The organism is Paenibacillus tundrae, from assembly GCF_030812775.1.
Classification (GTDB): domain Bacteria; phylum Bacillota; class Bacilli; order Paenibacillales; family Paenibacillaceae; genus Paenibacillus; species Paenibacillus tundrae_A.
The window spans coordinates 57,023-78,532 of record NZ_JAUSTI010000016.1; the positions used below are offsets into that span (position 1 = coordinate 57,023).

At 45.0% G+C, this 21,510-nt stretch carries 19 protein-coding genes and 1 riboswitch; of the genes, 4 read left to right on the forward strand and 15 right to left on the reverse strand.

The features are described from left to right. Nucleotides 1-204 precede the first annotated feature (204 nt). Together thiC and J2T19_RS22550 are read right to left on the reverse strand one after the other, a co-directional pair. Nucleotides 205-1,962, reverse strand: a complete 1,758-nt coding sequence (gene thiC, locus J2T19_RS22545; RefSeq protein ID WP_307219903.1) for a phosphomethylpyrimidine synthase ThiC — start codon at nucleotides 1,960-1,962, stop codon at nucleotides 205-207. Nucleotides 1,963-2,374: 412 nt separating this feature from the next. Next, nucleotides 2,375-2,488, reverse strand: a riboswitch (TPP riboswitch). Between the two features lie 170 nt (nucleotides 2,489-2,658). Continuing rightward, a complete protein-coding gene (locus tag J2T19_RS22550) occupies nucleotides 2,659-3,402 on the reverse strand; it encodes an IclR family transcriptional regulator (RefSeq protein ID WP_307219797.1) in 744 nt (247 codons plus the stop codon). A 344-nt stretch (nucleotides 3,403-3,746) separates the two neighbouring features. On the opposite strand from J2T19_RS22550, the gene J2T19_RS22555 reads away from it, so the two are divergent. Beyond that, nucleotides 3,747-4,760: an alpha/beta hydrolase gene (locus tag J2T19_RS22555; RefSeq protein WP_307219799.1), complete on the forward strand. Its 1,014-nt coding sequence runs from the start codon at nucleotides 3,747-3,749 to the stop codon at nucleotides 4,758-4,760. A gap of 225 nt (nucleotides 4,761-4,985) precedes the next feature. After that, nucleotides 4,986-6,266, forward strand: coding sequence for a Fe-Mn family superoxide dismutase (locus tag J2T19_RS22560; RefSeq protein ID WP_307219800.1), 1,281 nt, complete (start codon nucleotides 4,986-4,988; stop codon nucleotides 6,264-6,266). A 1,003-nt stretch (nucleotides 6,267-7,269) separates the two neighbouring features. On the opposite strand, the gene J2T19_RS22565 is transcribed toward J2T19_RS22560, so the two are convergent. The 5 genes from J2T19_RS22565 to J2T19_RS22585 form a co-directional block, all read right to left on the reverse strand. After that, on the reverse strand, nucleotides 7,270-7,647 hold the full coding sequence (locus J2T19_RS22565) for a hypothetical protein (RefSeq protein ID WP_307219802.1): 378 nt from the start codon (nucleotides 7,645-7,647) through the stop codon (nucleotides 7,270-7,272). Between the two features lie 179 nt (nucleotides 7,648-7,826). Then, nucleotides 7,827-8,450, reverse strand: coding sequence for an ATPase (locus J2T19_RS22570; protein WP_307219804.1), 624 nt, complete (start codon nucleotides 8,448-8,450; stop codon nucleotides 7,827-7,829). Further along, nucleotides 8,443-8,634 carry a hypothetical protein gene (locus J2T19_RS22575; RefSeq protein ID WP_307219906.1) on the reverse strand — a complete coding sequence of 64 codons (192 nt, stop codon included), beginning with the start codon at nucleotides 8,632-8,634 and terminating at the stop codon, nucleotides 8,443-8,445. Before J2T19_RS22575 ends, J2T19_RS22570 begins: the two co-directional genes overlap by 8 nt. Before the next feature lie 71 nt (nucleotides 8,635-8,705). Beyond that, nucleotides 8,706-8,882 (reverse strand): hypothetical protein, encoded by a 177-nt coding sequence (locus J2T19_RS22580; protein WP_307219806.1) that lies wholly within the window; start codon nucleotides 8,880-8,882, stop codon nucleotides 8,706-8,708. Nucleotides 8,883-9,124: 242 nt separating this feature from the next. Further along, complete coding sequence (locus tag J2T19_RS22585; RefSeq protein ID WP_307219808.1) at nucleotides 9,125-9,553, reverse strand: SMI1/KNR4 family protein; 429 nt, start codon at nucleotides 9,551-9,553, stop codon at nucleotides 9,125-9,127. A gap of 700 nt (nucleotides 9,554-10,253) precedes the next feature. Between J2T19_RS22585 and J2T19_RS22590 the strand changes: the two genes are divergently transcribed. Next, nucleotides 10,254-12,719, forward strand: a complete 2,466-nt coding sequence (locus J2T19_RS22590; protein WP_307219811.1) for a peptidase G2 autoproteolytic cleavage domain-containing protein — start codon at nucleotides 10,254-10,256, stop codon at nucleotides 12,717-12,719. A 590-nt stretch (nucleotides 12,720-13,309) separates the two neighbouring features. Here J2T19_RS22590 and J2T19_RS22595 read toward each other — a convergent pair. The 8 genes from J2T19_RS22595 to J2T19_RS22630 all read right to left on the reverse strand — a co-directional run bounded on the left by J2T19_RS22595 (nucleotide 13,310) and on the right by J2T19_RS22630 (nucleotide 20,355). Continuing rightward, complete coding sequence (locus J2T19_RS22595; protein WP_056697180.1) at nucleotides 13,310-13,534, reverse strand: hypothetical protein; 225 nt, start codon at nucleotides 13,532-13,534, stop codon at nucleotides 13,310-13,312. Nucleotides 13,535-13,623: 89 nt separating this feature from the next. Then, nucleotides 13,624-14,481: a lipoate--protein ligase family protein gene (locus J2T19_RS22600; RefSeq protein WP_307219814.1), complete on the reverse strand. Its 858-nt coding sequence runs from the start codon at nucleotides 14,479-14,481 to the stop codon at nucleotides 13,624-13,626. Between the two features lie 271 nt (nucleotides 14,482-14,752). Continuing rightward, entirely contained in the window at nucleotides 14,753-15,346 is a 594-nt protein-coding gene (folE, locus tag J2T19_RS22605) for a GTP cyclohydrolase I FolE (protein WP_036668229.1), read from the reverse strand. 55 nt (nucleotides 15,347-15,401) lie between these two features. After that, the gene (locus J2T19_RS22610; RefSeq protein ID WP_145052283.1) at nucleotides 15,402-15,665 is read right to left on the reverse strand and encodes a YneF family protein; all 264 of its coding nucleotides are present in this window, start codon (nucleotides 15,663-15,665) and stop codon (nucleotides 15,402-15,404) included. Between the two features lie 177 nt (nucleotides 15,666-15,842). Then, nucleotides 15,843-16,874 (reverse strand): HD-GYP domain-containing protein, encoded by a 1,032-nt coding sequence (locus J2T19_RS22615; protein ID WP_307219817.1) that lies wholly within the window; start codon nucleotides 16,872-16,874, stop codon nucleotides 15,843-15,845. A gap of 15 nt (nucleotides 16,875-16,889) precedes the next feature. After that, entirely contained in the window at nucleotides 16,890-18,791 is a 1,902-nt protein-coding gene (queG, locus tag J2T19_RS22620; protein WP_307219819.1) for a tRNA epoxyqueuosine(34) reductase QueG, read from the reverse strand. A 170-nt stretch (nucleotides 18,792-18,961) separates the two neighbouring features. Beyond that, nucleotides 18,962-19,537: a signal peptidase I gene (lepB, locus tag J2T19_RS22625; RefSeq protein ID WP_370874933.1), complete on the reverse strand. Its 576-nt coding sequence runs from the start codon at nucleotides 19,535-19,537 to the stop codon at nucleotides 18,962-18,964. A 392-nt stretch (nucleotides 19,538-19,929) separates the two neighbouring features. Beyond that, a complete protein-coding gene (locus J2T19_RS22630) occupies nucleotides 19,930-20,355 on the reverse strand; it encodes a GNAT family N-acetyltransferase (RefSeq protein WP_145052272.1) in 426 nt (141 codons plus the stop codon). A gap of 530 nt (nucleotides 20,356-20,885) precedes the next feature. Between J2T19_RS22630 and J2T19_RS22635 the strand changes: the two genes are divergently transcribed. Then, on the forward strand, nucleotides 20,886-21,497 hold the full coding sequence (locus J2T19_RS22635) for a superoxide dismutase (protein WP_056697187.1): 612 nt from the start codon (nucleotides 20,886-20,888) through the stop codon (nucleotides 21,495-21,497). The last annotated feature ends 13 nt before the right edge of the window (nucleotides 21,498-21,510 follow it).

A 21,510-nucleotide genomic window follows, 5' to 3' on the forward strand; every position in this document is an offset into this window, starting at 1 on the left:
ATAAAATATTTCATAATATTTCAAAAAAGAGAACGATTTAAAAATCGTTCTCTTTTACACATGTTACTTAATGAGAGAGGTGAATAATTAAATGCGATTTTTATATATTCTTATCTTGTTCCTAGTGGGTATGGGCTGCTCTGCATTTCTGCATGCTGGTAACCTTAAGCTTAAGCTATGAAAGCCTGTCATCTCCGAATTTTCTTAGGAACGCATCCGATATTCCTCAGCCTTCGCCTGCATCCCTGCGGCAACCGCCTCCTGCTCGGACAATCCCTTGTCTGCAGCAAATTTGCGAATATCCTGCGTGATGCGCATACTACAGAACTTCGGCCCACACATCGAGCAGAAGTGGGCTTCCTTGGCTCCCTCGGCGGGCAACGTCTCGTCATGATAAGAGAGTGCACGTTCCGGGTCAAGAGACAGATTGAATTGGTCGCGCCAGCGGAATTCGAATCTAGCCTTGGACAAGGCATCATCTCGGCGTTGAGCTCGGGGATGACCTTTAGCTAGGTCAGCGGCATGTGCTGCGATTTTGTAGGCGATGACTCCCTCTCGTACATCATCTTTGTTAGGCAGCCCCAAATGTTCCTTCGGTGTAACATAACAGAGCATGGATGTCCCTAACCAGCCAATCATCGCCGCTCCAATGGCTGAAGTAATGTGATCATAACCCGGAGCAATGTCAGTTGTCAGGGGTCCCAACGTATAGAACGGAGCCTCTTTACAGATTTCCATCTGTAGATCCACATTCTCCTTGATCTTATGCATCGGCACATGCCCCGGCCCTTCAATCATCACCTGTACATCATGCTTCCACGCAATCTGCGTTAACTCGCCCAGTGTAGCCAGCTCTGCCATCTGAGCTTCGTCATTAGCATCATAGATACTCCCCGGACGCAATCCATCCCCAAGCGAGAATGCCACATCATACCTTTTCATAATTTCACAGATCTCTTCAAAATGCGTATACAAAAAGTTCTCTTGATGATGTGCCAGACACCATGCTGCCATAATAGATCCACCCCGGGACACAATGCCCGTCATGCGTTTGACTGTCATCGGGATATAGCGCAGTAAGACACCTGCATGGATGGTGAAATAGTCTACGCCCTGCTCTGCCTGCTCGATGAGTGTGTCTCGGTACAATTCCCATGTTAGTGCTTCCGCTTCGCCATTGACCTTCTCCAGCGCCTGATAGAGTGGCACAGTACCGATCGGTACTGGAGAATTACGAATGATCCATTCCCGCGTGGTATGGATATCCTTGCCGGTAGAGAGATCCATAACGGTATCCGAGCCCCAGCGTACAGCCCAGGTCATTTTCTCCACTTCTGCTTCGATGGAGGAAGAGACAGCAGAATTCCCGATATTCGCGTTGATCTTCACATGAAAATGTCGACCAATCAACATGGGCTCACTTTCAGGATGATTGATGTTGGACGGTAGAATCGCTCGGCCACTGGCCAGCTCTTGTCGCACAAACTCCGGCTCTACTCCCTCACGAATCGCGGCAAACTCCATCTCTGGCGTAATGATGCCCTGGCGTGCATAGTGCATCTGCGTTACACATCGCCCAGCCTGAGCACGCAGCGGCTTGCCACGCAGACCTGGGTAGGCTTCAGCCCCGCTTCTTCTGCTCCCCGCCTTCAGCCCGTTATCTTCCGGTTTCACCGTACGTCCTGCATAAGCCTCCACATCCTCACGCTCCGTAATCCAGCGCGTGCGCAATGCGGGTAGCCCTGCCCGGATATCTGCGTGAAAGTCAGGATCGGTCATCGGGCCGCTCGTATCGTACACACGCAGCGGCTCATTATGCTCCACCCCTTGGGGAGTACTCGTGTCATGAAGGGCTATTTCACGCTCAGGTACAGCAATGTCCGGACGTGAGCCCTGAATGTATACTTTACGGCTGCCGGGAAAAGGTTTAACCCCTCCAGCCGCACCTGTTTCTTTTGCCATCTGCGCTTCTGTATTCCCTTGTCCCATCATCGGTTGTCCTGTACTCATCGTCTTTGTCTCCTCCTCATTGGTATTCACGACTGCATCACTTCGTTTCCATGGCGGGCGCATCTAACCTGGAGACGATCCATACAAGGAGCAATGACAACCTTCCCTAGAGAGACAATATACAGTAAGACAACATACGGCAGAGAACGATTCATTCACCGAGCTCATTCGAATAGATTCCATAACTGATTCCAGCCTCAGTTCTCTCATCGAAAGTATCCCTAAAGCCAGACTCTGTCTCTGCTCACTGTATATAAAAAAGCCGGTTCCCAAGGGAACCGGCTATGTCCATCACCAATAGATGTGCCGATTACCGAACTCTAATCGAGTTCGGCCATAGGTTACATCCCATTGATGTTCGTGGTTGATTGGCCGATTACTTCCCTACGCTGGTATGATCCAGATCAGGTGCAAAGGGTCCAGAATCTCATGCGATTCCGTCTCAGTCCGGACAATTCGGACTCCCCTAGTAACGTTAACAAGTTGCGGCAAGTACACCGCAATGTCCTATTCAATTCATCAAGCCCCGCTTGGGCTGTCCATAACAGGATAGCTCAACCGAGGACGAAAAACAACCTTTATGTTCCAGAATCGGCAGATTCATCATGACATGTATGTCCATAAGAGCGTTATTGTTGAATAACCTCATTAAGATAACATCAAGCCCATCTGAGCAGCCGCTTCCTTGAGCACTGGTGCATACTCATGTAACGTCTCTTGTGATAGACGGCTGACAGGCCCTGATACAGACAATGCGGCAGCGATTTGGCCTTTGCGATCCATAATCGGTACAGATACCGCCGCAGCTCCGGGCTCGCGCTCTTCATAACTCGTTGCATAACCATGCTCCAGAATATCCCTCATCTGCGCTAGATAGACCTTAGGATCGATAAAGACAGGCCATTCCGGCCCATTCATCAGCTCCTCACGATCCTCTTCCGTAGCAAAAGCCATCAGCACCTTACTGGACGCACCTACGGATAAAGGAAGGCGCACACCAACAGGAGCTACACGCCGTATAGCTTGATCGCTCTGAACAGCTTGAATTCGAATCCGTTCACTACCATCTCGCAAATACAAGCTAACCGTCTCCCCGAGTCGATCTCTCAGACGCTCCATCGCAGGTAGAAGAAGAATGGCAGGATCATCGCTACGGGACATGTGCGCGGAAAGCTCCCAGATCCGGATACCAAGTCGATACTTCTCAGTAGCTGCATCCCGGATAACAAATCCACGTTCCTCTAAGGTTGCCATCAGCCGGTGAACCGTGCTTTTGTGCAGACCAATCTGACTGGCAATCTCGGTAAGCCCCAGATCACTCCGAGTTGTGAAGCACAATAATATATCCAAGGCTCGTTCCACAGCCCTGACGGTCAACTTGCGGTCTTCCATGACACTAAGCCTCCTCATGTTTCATCACATGAAACTTGGTTACATAAATTATATGAGAAACGATCTCATCTGTAAACTAAAAAGGGGCAAAATTCTCCTTTTTATAAGACTAAATCTCCCGCGATTTGTACACTTAGGAAATGTTAACCAGATTCTCTCAGAACTATATAACAATTGCGTAACAAATGCTGCCAATCAATTGACTTTGGTTATATAGGAACATACGATAAAGATATATTGTGCATTTGTATCATTCGTTCCTGCGACTTAGGAACTATGTATATGGGTTGGATGGTTCTCGTTGTTATCCTCAATTTCATCTGAATTTATAAGGAGGGGCAATCATGTATTCGACATCCCAGAGCGAAGCCCCGCTGCAAACGAAAGTGTCCGATCTGCCTACTTCGTTATCGCCAAGGCTAATTCGGTTCAAGCATATTATCGTAGCGTTGCTGCTCTCCGTGGTATTCTTTCTACTCTTTTGTTTCATTGCACTACACGGTTACATTGCCTGGGTTTTATCCAACCCAACGGTAGCCCCTGTCTTCTCTAATCCGATGCAAGCGAGGAATATGAAGTATGAAGACATTACGTTCCCTGCGGCAGATGGAAGCCGAACGATGCAAGGCTGGTATATTCCTGCCGACAAAGATGTGAACAAAACGATTATCTTCAGTCATGGCTATGGTGCCAACCGTGAGGAAACCTGGGTTCCGATGTATGACCTTGCCCATTATGCGCACCAACTTGGATTTAACGTCATTATGTTCGATTATGGTTTCGCCTCTCAGGTGAATAAAGCAGTCGCTACAGGTGGAAAAGCAGAATCACAACAGTTGCTGGGTGCCATTCAAACGGCGAAGCAACGAGGGGCTGAGGAGCTCGTCGTATGGGGATTCTCCATGGGTGCCGGCACAGCATTACAGACAGGCCTTCTCACCGAGGATGTCGATGCGATGATTCTGGACAGTACCTTCTTACTTGAACCAGATACGTTGTATCACAACATTCATAATCAGATCAATCTTCCACGCCAACCTACACTTGAGATTATGAAGCTGTTGTTCCCGGTTCTGAACGGCACTGGATTACAGCAAATTCCGTATCAAGAGGTCAAAAAAGAGGATTATGCTTTCCCGATTTTCTTCATTCACGGTACGGAAGATGAGAAGGCGCCTTATCCAATCGCGGAGTTGCTCGCCGCCAATCAGACCAATGCAAATTCAGAGGAATGGATCGTGGACGGAGCCCATCATGAGTTAATTTTCCGTGAGCATCCCAAAGAATACCTGCGCCGTGTATCCACTTTCCTGAGCCATGTAACGAAGACCACCAGTGACGATCTGGATAGATATTAACATTTATGTCCTGAAGATATAGCTTCTGAATACGAACTACGTAAGAGCCCTTATAGGGCTCTTTTTTTATATACATAGGACAACATCATTTATGAATATATTGATGCGATGGCTATGCACGACATGTTCGAGGATAAAGAGATCTGGACTGTTTCAGCCTAAATTCGCTGTTAAAAAGGTTCAAATGGATTCGGAATAATACCACTGATGGGAGGATGCTTGGTTATGCAATGGAAAGGATATGGGCCGCTCTTACCTCTGCGTATACTAGAAGAAATTCGTTTCTGGAAAGAGCAAGAGAAAGAGCACACCCTTGTTATTCGTACACTTGTACCTAACTTAGAGCCTGAATATGTCAAACTACTGGAGGAATGGGAGGTAGCATTTGCAAACATTGAACACACAGCTAACCAGCTTATAAAACAAGTGTTACCTGGGACTCACTCTCCCGCCCCCTATATTCTTAGAAGCGTAGAACAGCTCGTGTCTGCGAGCATCACACAATCCAGAGAGTTTATCCGGCAACTCTATATTTTATTGGAACAAAGTGCTGCTGTGCAGGCTGTCCCCTCTGCCAAAACCGTCATTCTACATTTCATCCGGGAATCAGAGTATTTCCTTGGTGTGTTAGATACACTTTGCCAACCTGGACTCTTGAGAGACGCTACAACAGATGCCCCTTTTACACTGGACAGTCTCCTTCAATCATCCCAACGAGAAAGCGTAGAGAAGCCTGCGGCTACATCGGCTAACGAAACCTCTAATGCTTCTGCATCTGCTACTCAGACCCAAAACTCTCCTGCAATACACTCAGCCTCCACTCAACCAAGCGATAGCACCAGCACTTCTGTAACTGCAACACCTCCTGTTCAGGAGCGACCTGTACCGATTGGCGGACATACGTTACCACCACTGCCTTATGCCTACAACGCATTGGAGCCACATATCGATGAGCTGACCATGCGTATTCACCATGATAAGCACCATCAATCCTATGTAGACGGATTAAATACCGCTGAGAAAAAATTAGCAGAATCCAGGAAAAAGAACAATTTTGAACTCGTAAAACACTGGGAACGGGAGCTTGCCTTTAACGGAGCAGGTCATTACCTGCATACTATTTTCTGGACGATCATGAGCCCTCAGGGTGGCGGCAAACCATCCGGTATGCTTGCTGAACAGATCAAACGTGATTTTGGCAGTTATGAAGCATTCAAGAACCAATTCACAGAAGCGGCCAATAAAGTAGAAGGCAGTGGCTGGGCTATGCTGGTCTGGAGTCCACGGGCACACCGTCTTGAAATTTTGCAAGCAGAAAAGCATCAGAACTTATCTCAATCTGACATTGTCCCTCTCCTTCCTCTGGATGTGTGGGAGCATGCATATTATCTTAAGCACCAGAATGAACGCAAAAAATATATCGAAGATTGGTGGAAGGTCGTCTACTGGCCTGCAGTAGCTGAGCGATACGAGACGGCAAGAAAGCTACTCTGGCCGCCTTATTAAAGACCCTTATGATTCTTGAAGTCTTCCCGCTCTAAGAACGACTCCATCAGCAAGAGACAACATATATAAATATGTCAACTTTCGTAGCTTAAATCTCCAAACAAACCCTTGATATTGTTGAGTCGTTCGTATTCTGGTTTGTACATCTACTCAGGAAGATCGTCTCTCAGTTGTTTAAGTAGTTGATTTGGGGAAGGTTGATCAGAATTATTTACAATATAACAGAAGCGCCTCACAGCGCTTCTTTGGTTTTATTTTCCAATTTCTCCATGGAGACATTGTAATTGAGCACCTTGAATGATTCCTTTACCCGTTTCAATTCAGTTTTTTTCTATTAATGAAGGGAAGCTTTGCTTCAAATGATGAAAATATGCTTAGTTAAGCTAGTCAAGCAAATTACCTATTCGAACGGGTTCCTCTCAGACTAATTCCTTAGAATCAAAGTGCAACGATTGTTGAACCGCTTGTGAATTGAGCGATTACGGCATCTCCCAACTACCATGCACAACAAGCCCCGCAAGCTCAGTTCTTTTTGATCTATATACGTCCGCTGAAAGGTGTGAAAAGAATGTACATAAAATTTCCTACTAACGTTTCTAACCGGCTTACTAGCTTTTTATGTAGTTACTCGAACGATAACGATTATGGCCATATACGTTTGTATTGGTGCTACGTGGATAGTTGCATTGATGTATCTTGTCGGATACTTACTCGGAAGGAAAGACAAAGAAGGATTAGTACATTAGCAAAAAGTATGCTCTTTTTTTCTTGTATTGAAAGAGAAGTGGATTAAGTTTGTTACATGGAAAGATTATGATTTTCGGTGTAGTTTGCACTTCTGTTTCATTTTTCAGCTATAAAAAAAGCCGATAACCTGATCTAGGTATCGGCTTACAAGTCAAAGAGAGAAAAAATGGTCATAGCTTTTGTATTATCACTTTGACGTGTTTTCATACATGATTCCCATGCTTATATGGGGTCATCTTGGGTAGCGTAAATATAATTACCCCCGCCAACCCTCTTTCCATTTTTGTTTTAAGTTTCGCATATGTAAGGTAATATCGTTCAATGTTACTTCGGTATCCACATAACGATCACCATACTTGGGAATTGCAAGATACTCGCTTGCAGCTGCATAACAATCTAATGTTTCTGCTCTTCCTGCATTTCCTATGTGATAAACAAAATAGTTAGCCACAGATGCTGAGATACTAGATCGTATACTTTTATCAGTTATGTTAACATAAGGGCGTTGATGACTCTTGAAATGTCCCTGAGCTCTTTTATACCTCTCACGATAGAGTACTCTTAACTCATCTTCTTTTCTCTTAATTTGTTCCTCTAACTGACTGTCACTTAATGACTTATGTGCATCAGTCATCTGTACCTATCACTCCTTCAATATATTTTCTTGAGTGGGTCTCAAGGCCAATTGTAACAGTTGCTCATTGACCTTATTCGCATTTCATTAACCGGATACCAAAAAATTTACAACTCATGTGTGCCAAAATACCTTTATCGTTTTATATCATCGCTCTAAATCCGATGTTTTTGATTTATCTATCTCTTGGCCTTCGGCTGTATTCTGTCTATAAGCGTAATTGTCCGTTCTTTACCTGACTCCCTTAAGAATACACCTGTAAACCACAGGGGAATGTCTTTAGAAATCGTTTGAACTTTGCCCTGCTCTACTTCCATGATCAATCTGAATTTGGAGCTGTTATCAAAAATGAACGAGCGAACGGATAATTTCAATGCTTCAGGTAGGTTACCAATCGATCGGCCATATCGTCTTCGGATATCCTCCTCAGTAATATAATGTCCACCATTCTTCACTCGCATTTCTACTCGCTCGATATGGTACTCTACACTCTTAAGGCCAACATAGTATAAGTTTATCTCGAATCCGGCTTCTTTAGCTTGTTCCATTTGTCGTATTGCATTTTTACCAGCCAGTGTCGTTTCAATAGAGAAGCTCTGTCCGCTCTGTATACATTCGCGCACACGTTTGATAGCTTCCCTCCCAGCTGATGGGGATACAGATTCCGGATGCTGAGGATTAATCACTTTAGCAATGGCATCCGGATCAATAATCTGACCCAACTGATCGTTAAAGTTCTTTGTTAGGGTACTTTTTCCCGCTCCATTCGTGCCAGCAAAAACAGTCATGATGGGTTTACTCATGGTATTCAATTTCCTTTTTATTTCCTTGTTCATCATAAATGATCTCTGTCTTTCTGCCATCTGGATATTCTTTGATCATTTTTTCATTTTCTTCATACACAATAGGTACACCATTATTTTTGGCCTCTTGTCTAGCTGATAATGTAGCTTTTACTAAGATTTCATTCAATTCTGAAATGGACATACGATTCAAATGGAAACATCCTTTCTATCTTTATATATTGTAGGTCTTATTGGATTGGACTGAACATATGTTTACTGTTTAGCTAAGTCTTTTGCCATTCTCAAGAAATCTTTTTTACTAATTTGTCCAGACAGTTTGAGTTCAATAAGCTTCTTAGCCCCGGCTTGGAGCTCCTGTCCTTCAATATTTAAACTTGCTTCAGCTATACGGATGACCCTCTCCATCCGGCCTTTACTATCTTTCGGCATGGAAATTCCACCTTTTTATTTGACCTTCGTGCTATGCATCTCATGAGATGCATGTCTGTTTATCTTATCTATCCATTATATCATAAATAGAATAAAAATGGATATAAATGGATGATTGAAATTACAAGAATCCTACGAGAATGAAGTAGAACAAGCCTAAAAGTGAAAAAGTAAGGTTCGTTTCTGCACTCTCTTAATAAACTAAACGTTGATACGATTGTTCATTCATGTGTTAGTTTTCGTTAAATCTCAATGAGTCCATTTAACCACCACTCCGCGTACGTCGTGACTGAAGGGGCAACCCAGATTCGACTGTCATTTATATCATTCCAAACAAAGACATCTTCTCTACATATTCCATCTTGTGCTACTGGGAAAGCAAATAAATGACCAATGCCCGTACCTGCGAAGAAGACTAAATTTTCAAACGGCATATAGTATTCTTCTAGATATCCATTTCTGTAATGCTTATTTTCATTAATAATGCGTTCTAATGGCCAAATTAAGAAATCGAATTTTTCCTTTACCCCATTCGTTTCTAACATAATTTCTTTAAGTTCTTGGGGCAGAATTACGTTAAGTGAATTTTCGGCTCTCTCCATCTCCTCTTTTGCTGCAGGATTGCTAAATGTGCAATCCGTTGAAATCCCTTGAAATTTATTTATCCACATGGATGTTTATCTCCTCATTCTATCTATCAATCTTACCTTTAAAGAAACGTCTCTTGCGCAAACTTGGTTAACATTTTTCCCTCATTTTCTCCAGTTTTAATCAATTCGTTTGAAAACATCTGACTGTAGAAAAAAGCTGCGATCCTTCGTATATGTACTTATAACCTAACGCTGCTTCTGGTCTCAAACAATGCTCTATCCAAACAGTAAGCCTGAATTCGGCAGTTTAATCTAATGCGACTTTTAGCTTCAATTTGCGGAAAATTAGGGATGGTATACATATCAACGTCTAGGGAAGAAAATCAATATTCTAGCAAAATATCGATTATAACGATCGCCTACACGTGTCGTTAGGCATTTCATAACAATATACCCTGTACTGATAATCTGGCCTACTTTTTCCTTTTGTTTTTCTTTATTACATCCTTCTAAGCGGAGTACTATACTTTCACTTAACCAGAATCCACCCGTTAGTGTTCGCACTTGAATGACTAAGTCACAGTAATTTTGAACCGCTACCGAATGTAAGTCAATCAATTTTAAAAATGGATATTTCCAGGAAATAACAAGACCTCTTGCGTCGTCCATACCATTAAAGTCCTTATAGCATATCCTAATACAACTTGAAGAGTTTTTGAACGACATATAAAATATTGCGATTCGTTCATAACTCCACTGATTTAACAAGGAGTGAACTATTATGGGGGATGAATGTAACCAAAATGCAGTCGGACCATGCTCGGAGGCGGAAGGATCAAACACAACTGCCAATGGTTCTGCTTCCCACGCGGAAGGTTATCAGACGGTTACCAATGGTGATACCGCACATGCCGAAGGAAATACAACGTCTGCAGGTGGTGCAGCTTCGCATTCAGAAGGATTTCTTACCAGTGCTTCTGCAGATACCGCGCATGCTGAAGGTACCTCTACGATAGCAAGTGGGATTGCGTCACATGCCGAAGGGTATCTCTCTGTAGCAAGTGGTTTATATGCTCACGCTGAAGGAAACGCCACTACAGCGAATGGTACGAATTCTCATAGTGAAGGGCAGCTTACTACTGCAAGTAATGTGGCTGCACATGCAGAAGGGATATCGAGTAATGCAAGCGGAGAAGCTTCTCATGTTGAGGGGGTTGGTAATAGCGCTACAGGAAGAGCTTCTCACGCGGAAGGCGGTGCTGAAGACTCTATAGGTAATTCTGCACCTAACTTAGCAAGTGGAGCGAGTAGCCATGCGGAGGGGATAGGGACATTAGCAAGTGGTTTTGCTTCTCATGCGGAAGGTGGAACGTCTGATGTGACTTCGTTCCTCGGATCTGTAGCAAGTGGGGCATTCTCTCATGCCGAGGGGTTTAGCACCACGGCAAGTGGGAATTTCGGCTCTCACTCGGAAGGACAAAATACCACGGCAAACGGGGACTCTTCTCATGCGGAAGGATCTCTGACAACAGCGAATGGTGACAACTCGCATGCAGAAGGATCATCCACCGTTACCAACGGTACGAGTTCTCATGCTGAAGGTGTTGGGACAGAGGCAAATGGGAGTTTCACGCATGCTGAGGGAAATGGTACATTAGCCGTTGGAGAAAACTCTCACACCGAAGGTTTCAATACGCAGACTACAGTTACGGGTGTCAATGCCCATGCTGAGGGAAATACAACCATTGCAAGTGGTGCGAGTTCTCATGCGGAAGGATCTCTGACAACAGCGAATGGTGACAACTCACATGCTGAAGGAACATCTACTATTACCAACGGTACGAGTTCTCATGCTGAAGGTGTTGGGACAGAGGCAAATGGGAGTTTCACGCATGCTGAGGGAAATGGTACATTAGCCGTTGGAGAAAACTCTCACACCGAAGGCTTGAATACGCAAACTACTATTAATGGTGCAAATGCCCATGCTGAGGGAAACAATACAACTGCAGCTGGAAATAGCTCACATGCAGAAGGTATAGGTAATACAGCAACTGGGAGAGCTGCACATGTAGAGGGCGGTGGTTTATCGACAGGCGATTCGCCAAACATTGCAAGTGGAGATAGTTCTCACGCCGAGGGATTAGGTACAAGTGCCATTGGAATTGCTTCCCATACTGAAGGCATCGTAACCCAAGCAAATGGTTCATTCGCACATGCGGAAGGTAATGCCTCAATTGCTAGCAGCCAAGCTGCTCACGCAGAGGGATTCGCAAGTATTGCTAGCGGTTTTGCCTCTCATGCGGAAGGAGAAGCTGTTTCATTACCAATTACCGGATTTACTCGAACACAAGCGGTAGGTAGTGGCTCTCATGCCGAGGGTCAAGCAACGATAGCGAATGGAGATGCCTCCCATACCGAAGGGCTTAATACCATTACACTTGCAGCACACACAGGCTCTCATATCATGGGACGTTACGGAACGTCAGAAGAGGCTTTCTCGTGGTTTATTGGAAATGGTACGTCTCCGACAACACGCGGGATTGGAGCAAAATGGATAGCTTCTAGTGGCAATATGTTTGTCGATGGGGCCTTTGTTCCTGGAGGTGCAGATTACGCTGAGATGTTTGAATCGGTAGACGGCACCTCTATAGATGTAGGATACTTTGTCACATTTGATGATTCTAGTGAAAAAATACGTAAGGCAAGCAGTCACGACTTATATATTTTAGGTGTGTCTAGTGCTACACCAAGTGTTCTTGGAAACGGTTCGGAAATGTATTGGAGAGGTAAGTATGTGACGGATGATTGGGGAAGAGTTTATCAGGAGGAAGTGACTATCCCTGCTAGATTAGACGAAGAAGGAAATCTCGTCTCTCCTGCTTACGCAGAAAAACAAAGAAAAGTTAACCCTGATTGGAACCCAACAGAAGGATATATTCCCCGTTTGAAGCGTCCCGAGTGGGTAGCTGTTGGTTTATTAGGTCAGATTCTAGTGAGGGACAATGGTACTTGTAATCCTGGAGGATACTGCCTGCCTAATGATGAAGGGATTGCCGTAGCGTCGGTACAAGGATTCAGAGTTATGAAACGCACATTACCTCATCAAGTTTTGATTATGCTTAACTCCCAGCCATCAAGAAGTGAGCTTGATCCTGTAATCAAGTTAGAAAAACTAGCCAGATTAAATGAACACGGTTTTTTAACAGACGAAGAATACCAAAACGAGAAGCGGAAGATTTTAGATTGATGATTTTATGATCTGTGGAATTGTAAATATCGCCAAGTGACTGAGAAATTCTAATGAGTAAAGGTCTAAAATAAGAATTTTTTTAAAGCTCGAGATGCCCCATCGTGACGGTAAAATAATCTAGGTGGAAAGTTTTATCTCGAGCTCCTCATTTGAGGAATCTTATCGAGAAGTAGAGTGAATTGTTTTCATCAATAGAAGATGGTTCCTTCCCCTCTGTTTTGACGAAAGGCATCTTAAAAACTTAGTTACTCGACTTTCGCAGCTTAAATCTCCAAAGAGAACACGTTTTAAAAAATGGAAAGACTGGAAAACCCGAATAACTTGGAAATGCCCGCCTTTCGCAAGGCTTTTCCACTATGAAGAGTAGCAAAGAGTTTTGAAACGCGAGACTGTCAGATAGGGAATTTTGTTATATCATATGACGCACCTTTCTTGTCGGCATGGTAAGCTTTTGACACTTCAGACCTCTTTAAGTCGAATGCTTCTCATATGGATATAAAAAAGATATCCCCAGCCGAATGACTGAAAGATATCTTTTTGCATTTGATTATAACTAGATATAACTATCTATTTGCAGCTCCATTACTTTAAGAAGCGCAACCTTCACAGGCAACATAGTTGTCGCCAACCTGTTTGCTGATCGCGATCAGATCGCCCAGCTTGATGTCTTCCTCACCCGTAAATTCCAGATCAGCAATACGCGCAATAATTAATGCCGCAGCTTCTTCTTTGCTTGTAGCCATTTGACTGAATTCGGACTTTTCGCCCGAAGAAACAACCTCGTACTCAAATGTATATCTCAATGTTTCCATTCTGTCACTCTCCTTCCGAAATCACATCATATCATCTCTATTAACCAATTCCAAGTCAGTGTATTCCATTCTAAATAATCTATATCAATCTAATCATATCGTAATTTCATCTGCTGCATCGTCTGTTCAACCGTGTCCCGATTCACAGTCAATACTCGGCTCGTATCTGCCAAAGGATAATGGTCACGTAGTGTCCGCACCAAGGATGCTGTATATGCCGCTGCAGAAGGTACACCTGTTAGCTCTTGGAGACTCGCCATCGTCCCTGAATGTACATCCGGATAGCCTGATTTCACCCCATTGGCCGCTTGCTCGTAGAATCGTCGTACTTCTGCAGCAAGCACATCACCCTTGCCTTCCACGATCACAAACGCAGTAATAATGTAAGCCTTAGCCTGTCTTCGCTGAGCGATTCCACAAAATTTCAATCCCCCAACACTAACATCATAGTCCCCTGGGCAAAATGCGCCTTCGACTTCTCCCGTCTGAGCCTGATTGGACCATGGATTCAGTGAACGGGCAATCAAGGCAGCCATATGGCGGAAGTCATCATGAATATTGATCGCGTGCTTAGGGTTAGGCAAGATTAGCGACAAGTTGACCACACCTGGGTTGAGTGGGACTGCCGCACCGCCAGAAGGTCGAACACAGACGGAAATCCCCTCATTTCGGATACGTTCCATAGCCTCTACTGCATGGGGCAGTTTGCGATCACGCAAACCAGCAACAAATGCATCCGTATGCCGCCAAATATGAGCCACCGGCTCATGCCCCTGTCCTACAAGTCGACACATCACTTCTTCCCAAGCAAAAGCCTCAAGCACACTTCTATTTGATCCCATAAGCGGTGTCTCCCAGATCTGAAGACGGCTGGTAGGACGATGTTCCGACGAACTCTGCTCCATTGATTTTCCAAATCGATCCTCTGGTGTTGAAGGTACACTCATAGAAGACAGCCTCCGTTATATATAGATGAATGAGAGCCTACAAGTCATTATACATTCTCGAACCAACCATAACTCCCACCACAATTATAAAATAATTTCATATAAATAAGCCGGGTTCCTGAGGGAACACGGCTTATTATGGTACAACCTCAGATGCTTGCTCTATCACTGTGCTGCCCCGCATACAGACATTCTAGTTCGTCCACATGCGAAGCAACAGGTTAGAACGCAGGTGAGAGTATGCAGCTTGTCTATTAAGCCAAGCTCAGCCTCAATCTTTAACAAGTGACAGGAACTCAGCACGCTGTGCTGGATTCTCACGGAAGGAACCACGTACGGCAGACGTTACCGTCTTGCTGCCCGGTTTCTTCACGCCGCGGGAACACATGCACAAGTGCTCGCCTTCCACAACGACCATAACGCCGTGAGGCTCAACTGCCTCTGTCAAAATATCAGCGATCTGTGATGTAATACGTTCTTGAACCTGGAGGCGACGCGTTACCGCTTCCACCAAACGGGCCATTTTGCTTAGACCAACGATCTTGCCGCTTGGCACATACCCAATGTGTACCTTACCAAAGAACGGCGCCATATGGTGCTCACACTGGCTATAGTAGACGATATCCTTAACGATAACTAACTCTTCATGATTCTCGTCAAAGGTTACCCCCAGCACATCACGTGGATCTACCTCATACCCACCAAAAATCTCTTCATACATCCGGGTTACGCGTGCAGGCGTTTCAAGCAACCCTTCCCGCGTACTATCCTCGCCAATCAATTTCAAGATCTGTTCCACATGGTACTCGATCTTCTCCCGATTGTCGGATACTTTGGAATTCAAATAATCTTTCACGCCAGCCACTGCCGAACGCCTCCTTTCGAACCACATGGTGTAAAGCAGTAAAAATACACTGCTATTATCTTCGGCGGCCCGAATTTTTACGCGCAGGATGTTGTTGCGGCTGAGGCATTTTACCGCCAGGCTGCTGATTCTTCATCATCTGCTGAGCACGCTGCATCTGCTTGCCATTCAGGTTATAGCCCATTTGCTTCGCCATCTTCTGAAGTGCGTCTGGATCGCTTTGCATTTTCTCAAGCTGTTTACGCAAGTAGAACACCCCGATGAAGAAGCCCCCGACCAGACCAACAATCAATGTAATAATCGGTATTACAATTTCCATCTCTTAGACACCTCTTTATGCAATCTAAAAAGCATGATGATCCGCGCATATACATAACATCCTAATGCCTGTTCATACACGTGTCACGGACCGGATTTCCTGAAAATTATCATAGCATTTCCGCACGCATGGAGCAAACGGATTTTCCAGCTTTCGCTTGCATTAGTTATCCGAATTCTACGTCATGACCGTTTCAATAAAAACGGTGGTATGCTCCGCTAGATCAATTTCAATAACATCGAGTGAGTAGCGTGTGCTCCCCCGAGCAATTCGGACAACAGGTCGGCCTGGCAGTCCGCGATGCTGCCTTACAATAACGCCTGACTCTTTGGTTGAAAGTCGTACAGCCGTCCCATTCGGATATATAGATACACTTTTGTTAAACTCAATCAGGATATCCCGATCCAGTCTCGTGCCTGACATCGCCATCATCTCTTCACAAGCTTCGTGTGGCAACATGCTACTTCCAGACAGTCCGTTGATCAGATTATCATAGATGTTCGCCGTGCTAACAATTTTGGCAAAGACATGAATGTCGCTGCCTTTGATTCCCCTGGGTAATCCTGTACCATCGACATGTTCATGATGCTGCAGAGCCGTGTGAGCGACGAGCAGGCTGAACTCCCGCTTGTTCTTAATCACTTCGAATCCCCGCCATGTATGATGGAGCGAAGAATTGGCAGCAGAGCCACCACCCGGAGGCTCACCGACTTTGCCGATATCGTGCAAAAGTGCGCCTACAGCGAGATCCTTCAATTGATTGTAGTTAAGTCCCATATTCAATCCGATCACTGACGACAACAAGCATACATTCATCGCATGAACATACTGTGCATTGTCCTTCGTGCGAATATCCGTAAGTTGAACAAGCAACTCACGCCCGTTCAATACATCGTTCAACAGTTTATCAATGCTAAGCGCTACCTTCTTCGGACTCCAGTCCTTTCCGGAACGAACCGCTTCTAGCGTAACGCTCATTTCATTAATCACTGCTCTTTTCGTGGCTTCATCCAGAATGTCTTCTGTCTCCACATCTTTAAACGCTTCATCCTGGATGTACAGCATGGTTACGCCAATACGCTTGAGCGTATTAACCATAAATACGGTAAGCTGGACGCCGGCAGACAGCAAAACAGTTCCGTTAGCTGAATATACGGTCTTCCCCAGAAGCTCCCCCGCCTCCACACTCTCCACGTTTACATACTTCATGCACGTCCCCCGCTCTTACGATTGCTGCTCCAATGTGAGCAATTGCTCCTTGGTTTGCAGACCGCCTACATAACCCAACAGGGTACCGTCTTTGTCACTGTTGCGGTGACAGGGAATAATGATCGGCATCGGATTTTTACTGATAGCATCCGAAACTGCACGAACCGCCTTCGGTCTTCCGATCGTTTCCGCAACCTGTTGGTGTGATGAGGTCTCTCCATAAGATATATCGGATAGAACATGCCATACTTGTAGCTGAAACGGTGTTCCATGCAAATTTAGCTTTAATTCGAAGTTTTTTCGTTCTCCGGCAAAATACTGCTGAACCTGCTTGGCAGCCTCACTCAGCTTTTCTTCATTCTTCTCATAACGATATTCACCGATCCAAGTTCGAGCCCATTGTTGCAGATGTGCCTCGCGCACATGAAATGTTCCAAAATCAACGTGGCATAACCCTTCGTCTGTGGCACATAGCGTCAATGTTCCTATTGGTGTCAGCAGTTCATCATAATACACAGGTGTACCCTGCAGCCCTGTGACTGCTAAAGGTTTCCAAGCTGCTGCTTCCGGTTTAGCCGGCTGCAGAGGTAGCTCACCCCCCTGATCAGATGCCATTTCCGATTGCAAACTCTTCTGTAACTCGTGTAGTGCCTCAAACTGTTGTTGTTCCACTGGTTGTTTCACTGATTGTTCCACCGGCTGCTTCTCTCTTGCTTGCCCAGCCTGTGGTTGATCGGGTAAGGTCTCGGACGAACTCAGTCGTTCCTTGGCCTTCTGCAGCATGCTTAGCACGTTCCCATCTTGTTCGTTAGCGGCAGCTTCCCCAATTACTCTCATTGCGTCTTCTCCTCCAATTCTGCTCAGCGCCCAAGCTGCGGTTCCCCGCAGTTCAGGACGCGGGTCTCGCTTCAATACTTCCGTGAGTTTTGGTACAGCACTTTTATCCTTGAAATTACCTAAGGCAATCACTGCATTACGTTGAATTGGTTTCTTTCCCCGCCATGCGGCAGAGCTTTGGCCAAAACGTTCTTTAAATTCACGGTTACCAATGTCTAGGAGTGGCAGCAACAAAGGCTTAACAATCTCCGGATCAGGCTGAAGGTCGGGATGATGATCCCAATTTTTGCCTCGATTCTTCGGACAGACAATCTGACATGTATCACAGCCGTATAACCGGTTGCCTATTTTCAACATAAACTCTTCATCTACAAACCCTTTGGTTTGGGTTACAAAAGAAATACATCGCTGTGCATTAAGTTGTCCTGGTCCCACCAACGCTCCGGTTGGGCAGGCATCAATACATTTCGTACATTCTCCGCAATCCTCGGTAACGGGTGTATCCGGCTGAAATGGAATGTTGGTCACCAGCTCACCCAGATAGATCCACGATCCAAATTTAGAAGATATAATGGCACAGTTTTTGCCGCTGAATCCAATCCCCGCACGCTGGGATACCGCCCGATCAACGAGCGCTCCCGTATCGACCATGCTCTCGATCATAGCTTCTGGTACACGTTCACGGATGAAATTCACTAGCTTGTCCATCGCTTCACGCAGCACATAATGATAATCTCTGCCCCAAGCTGAACGTGCCAAAATTCCACGATATGCGCCTGGCTCCGACTTCGGTGGGTTGACCATCTTCGACGGGTAAGCCACGGCAATGGCTATGAGAGAAGCAGGCTCACCATCCTGTAGCGCTGGCCTTACCCTTTTCTCAATATCCGGCTCTTCGAATCCCGAAGCGTAGCCCTTGTCCCGAGACTGCTCTAGCAACGACTTAAGTGATACAAACGGCTCTGCAGAAGCAAATCCAATATCATCAATGCCCAGCCCGGGGGCAGCCGCCTTAATCTCTTGTTTTAACTGTTCCCATACGGAACCTGCCTGTGCCGCCCCGGTCTGTACGCTTGTCATGATTCTCTCCCTCTTTTCTATTCCCTGCTCTTATTCCCTTAACGATTGAACGCCCGCCTCATTCAAGGAGGACAGGCGTCTATATGCATATGCAACTCAGGCATACTCGCCCCGAGCTTTATTATAGTTAAACGCAAAACGTCGAGTGAAGTTGTTGTTACAACAACATTTTACAGCTTCTTCATTTCGGAAAATGGCCAGAAGATGAATTCAGCCTTACCTACAATCTCGCCAGAAGTGATGCTTCCGAATACACGGCTATCTTTACTTTTACCCTCATGTCGGTTATCTCCCATGACAAAATAATGATCCGCCTCCAGCGTAATCGGCCCAAAATCGGGATCTTGTACCTCGATATCCGTATACGTCTCGGTCTGCCGCTCACCATTCACATACAGGTGGTGTTCACGCACTTCAACCGTATCTCCGGGAAGCCCAACGATCCGTTTCACGAGAGAATCTTTCTTTTCCTGACCCTCACTTGGGTCACGCAGGACAATTACATCAAAGCGAGAAGGTGAACCAAAATCATATACAATCTTATTCACAAACAATCGGTCATGCTCGACCAGCGTAGGCTGCATGGACTGCCCTTTGACCATCGATAGGTTAAACACAAATAGATTCAACAACATCATAACGACAAAAGCGATAATGATTGTTTTGGCCCAGTCCCATAGCTCAGCTGCCCAGGATGTACTGGATGAATTCGCTGTAGCCAATTCGGTTCGATCTTCGTAAGACACATGCTTCGTGGAAGGGTTGTTGGGATTCAAAAGGACACCTCGTTTTATTAAGAATAATCGTTTTCCTTCGACAATATATGTTCTAAAAGCTTCGTATCCCAAAAGCAATCTTTCTACACATCCTCTTTAAGTCTACTTCATTTGGAGGAGTGAAACAATTGGTTATGCTCACCAATGCCAGATGACGTAAACGATAAGGAATATCAAGCCGATATATATCATACAAATAGAAAGGCATATCCTCATGCGTGGTTACGCTGTCGGATATGCCTAATATGAAATGATGATCTTCTTTTTTTCTTTAGTTTCAGAGGTTGTTCATAAAAGTCCGCGTTGATTAGAAAGCACAACTATTACTGGGCCTTAGATACGAACTTTACGTCAAACATCCGTTACGCTTTGGACAAAATACTCAGTTTCTGGAAAGCGCTCAAAATCTGATTTGCACCGTAACCCATTGCTTCGTAAAGAGGCATGGCTACTTTGTTGTGCTCATCTCCCGCAACCCATATTTGGCTGACTTTACGCTGCTGGAACCGCTGTTCCATAGCTTCGACAAGTTTTTTGCCGACTCCGCGGCGACGATAGTCCGGATGAACCGCAATACGGTAGATACATCCCTGGTTTTGATCAATCGTACCGATCAAGGCTCCGACGAGGTCTCCCTCTTCTTCTGCAACCATGATCAGGTCAGAATCCCATGACAATTGACGGGCAAACGGGCCCATCGTGTTCTCATAACACTCTTCCGATAGCGCAACCTGGAGAAGCTCCGTCATTTGGCTTGCATCACTCAACTGAAAGGAACGAACGTGCATGTCTTAAATCTCCCTTTTCGTTAGCTTGATGAGGTTTTTACATAAAAGGGTTACCCTTTTTACCAAAAACCCAAAGTTCGTATAATGACAAAAAACGAGAAAATACCTCTTCTCCGTCAATTAAACCATACTTTACGCCATAAAACACGCATTTTCTTTTGAAAGCGCTTAATTGTAACCGTTTTCATCATAATCTAATCAATTTTCTTTTAATTCTAAGGAATTTTCACATAAATATATTCAAAAAGGGTAAAATATGTTTGTTATCTCTGACCCATTAATAGATCAACGACTCAGGGGACTTAATAAACAAAAATGTTGCTTAATTAGCCCGAATGCGGTTTAATATTAGTGGCAAGGGTATTAATACATATGTACCTGAGCAATTTGCATTTATTTCGGACGAGCCACTTCTGCAAGATATGGGTAGGCACGTTTCTTATTCCATGTCATGCACTGGAAGGATTCGAATCGAACGATGCAAAATGCTGAATTACCAAAAATCATAAAATATCAGGAGGTTTTTCACTATGGCTTTTCAACTACCGGCACTTCCTTACGCTAACGACGCACTGGAACCACATATCGATGCACAAACGATGGAAATCCACCACGATCGCCATCACAATACTTACGTAACTAACTTGAACGCAGCTCTGGAAAGCGCTCCTGAACTGCAAGAAAAAAGCTTGGAAGATCTGATTGCTAACCTGGATAGCGTACCTGAAAGCATCCGCACAGCGGTTCGCAACAATGGTGGCGGACATGCTAACCATAGCTTGTTCTGGGAAATCATTGGACCTAACGGCGGCGGCGCTCCAACTGGCGACATCGCAGCTGCAATCGACAGCGAACTGGGTGGCTTTGACAAATTCAAAGAAGATTTTGCTAAAGCAGCTACAACTCGTTTCGGTTCCGGTTGGGCTTGGCTCGTTGTAGGCAAAGATGGCAAATTGTCCATCACTAGCACGCCTAACCAAGACAGCCCACTCTTCGAAGGTCTGACTCCAGTATTGGGTCTGGACGTATGGGAGCACGCTTACTACCTGAAATACCAAAACAAACGCCCTGACTACATTGGCGCTTTCTGGAATGTAATCAACTGGGATGAAGTAAACAAACGTTACGCTGCTGCGAAATAAGTTTGTTTCACTA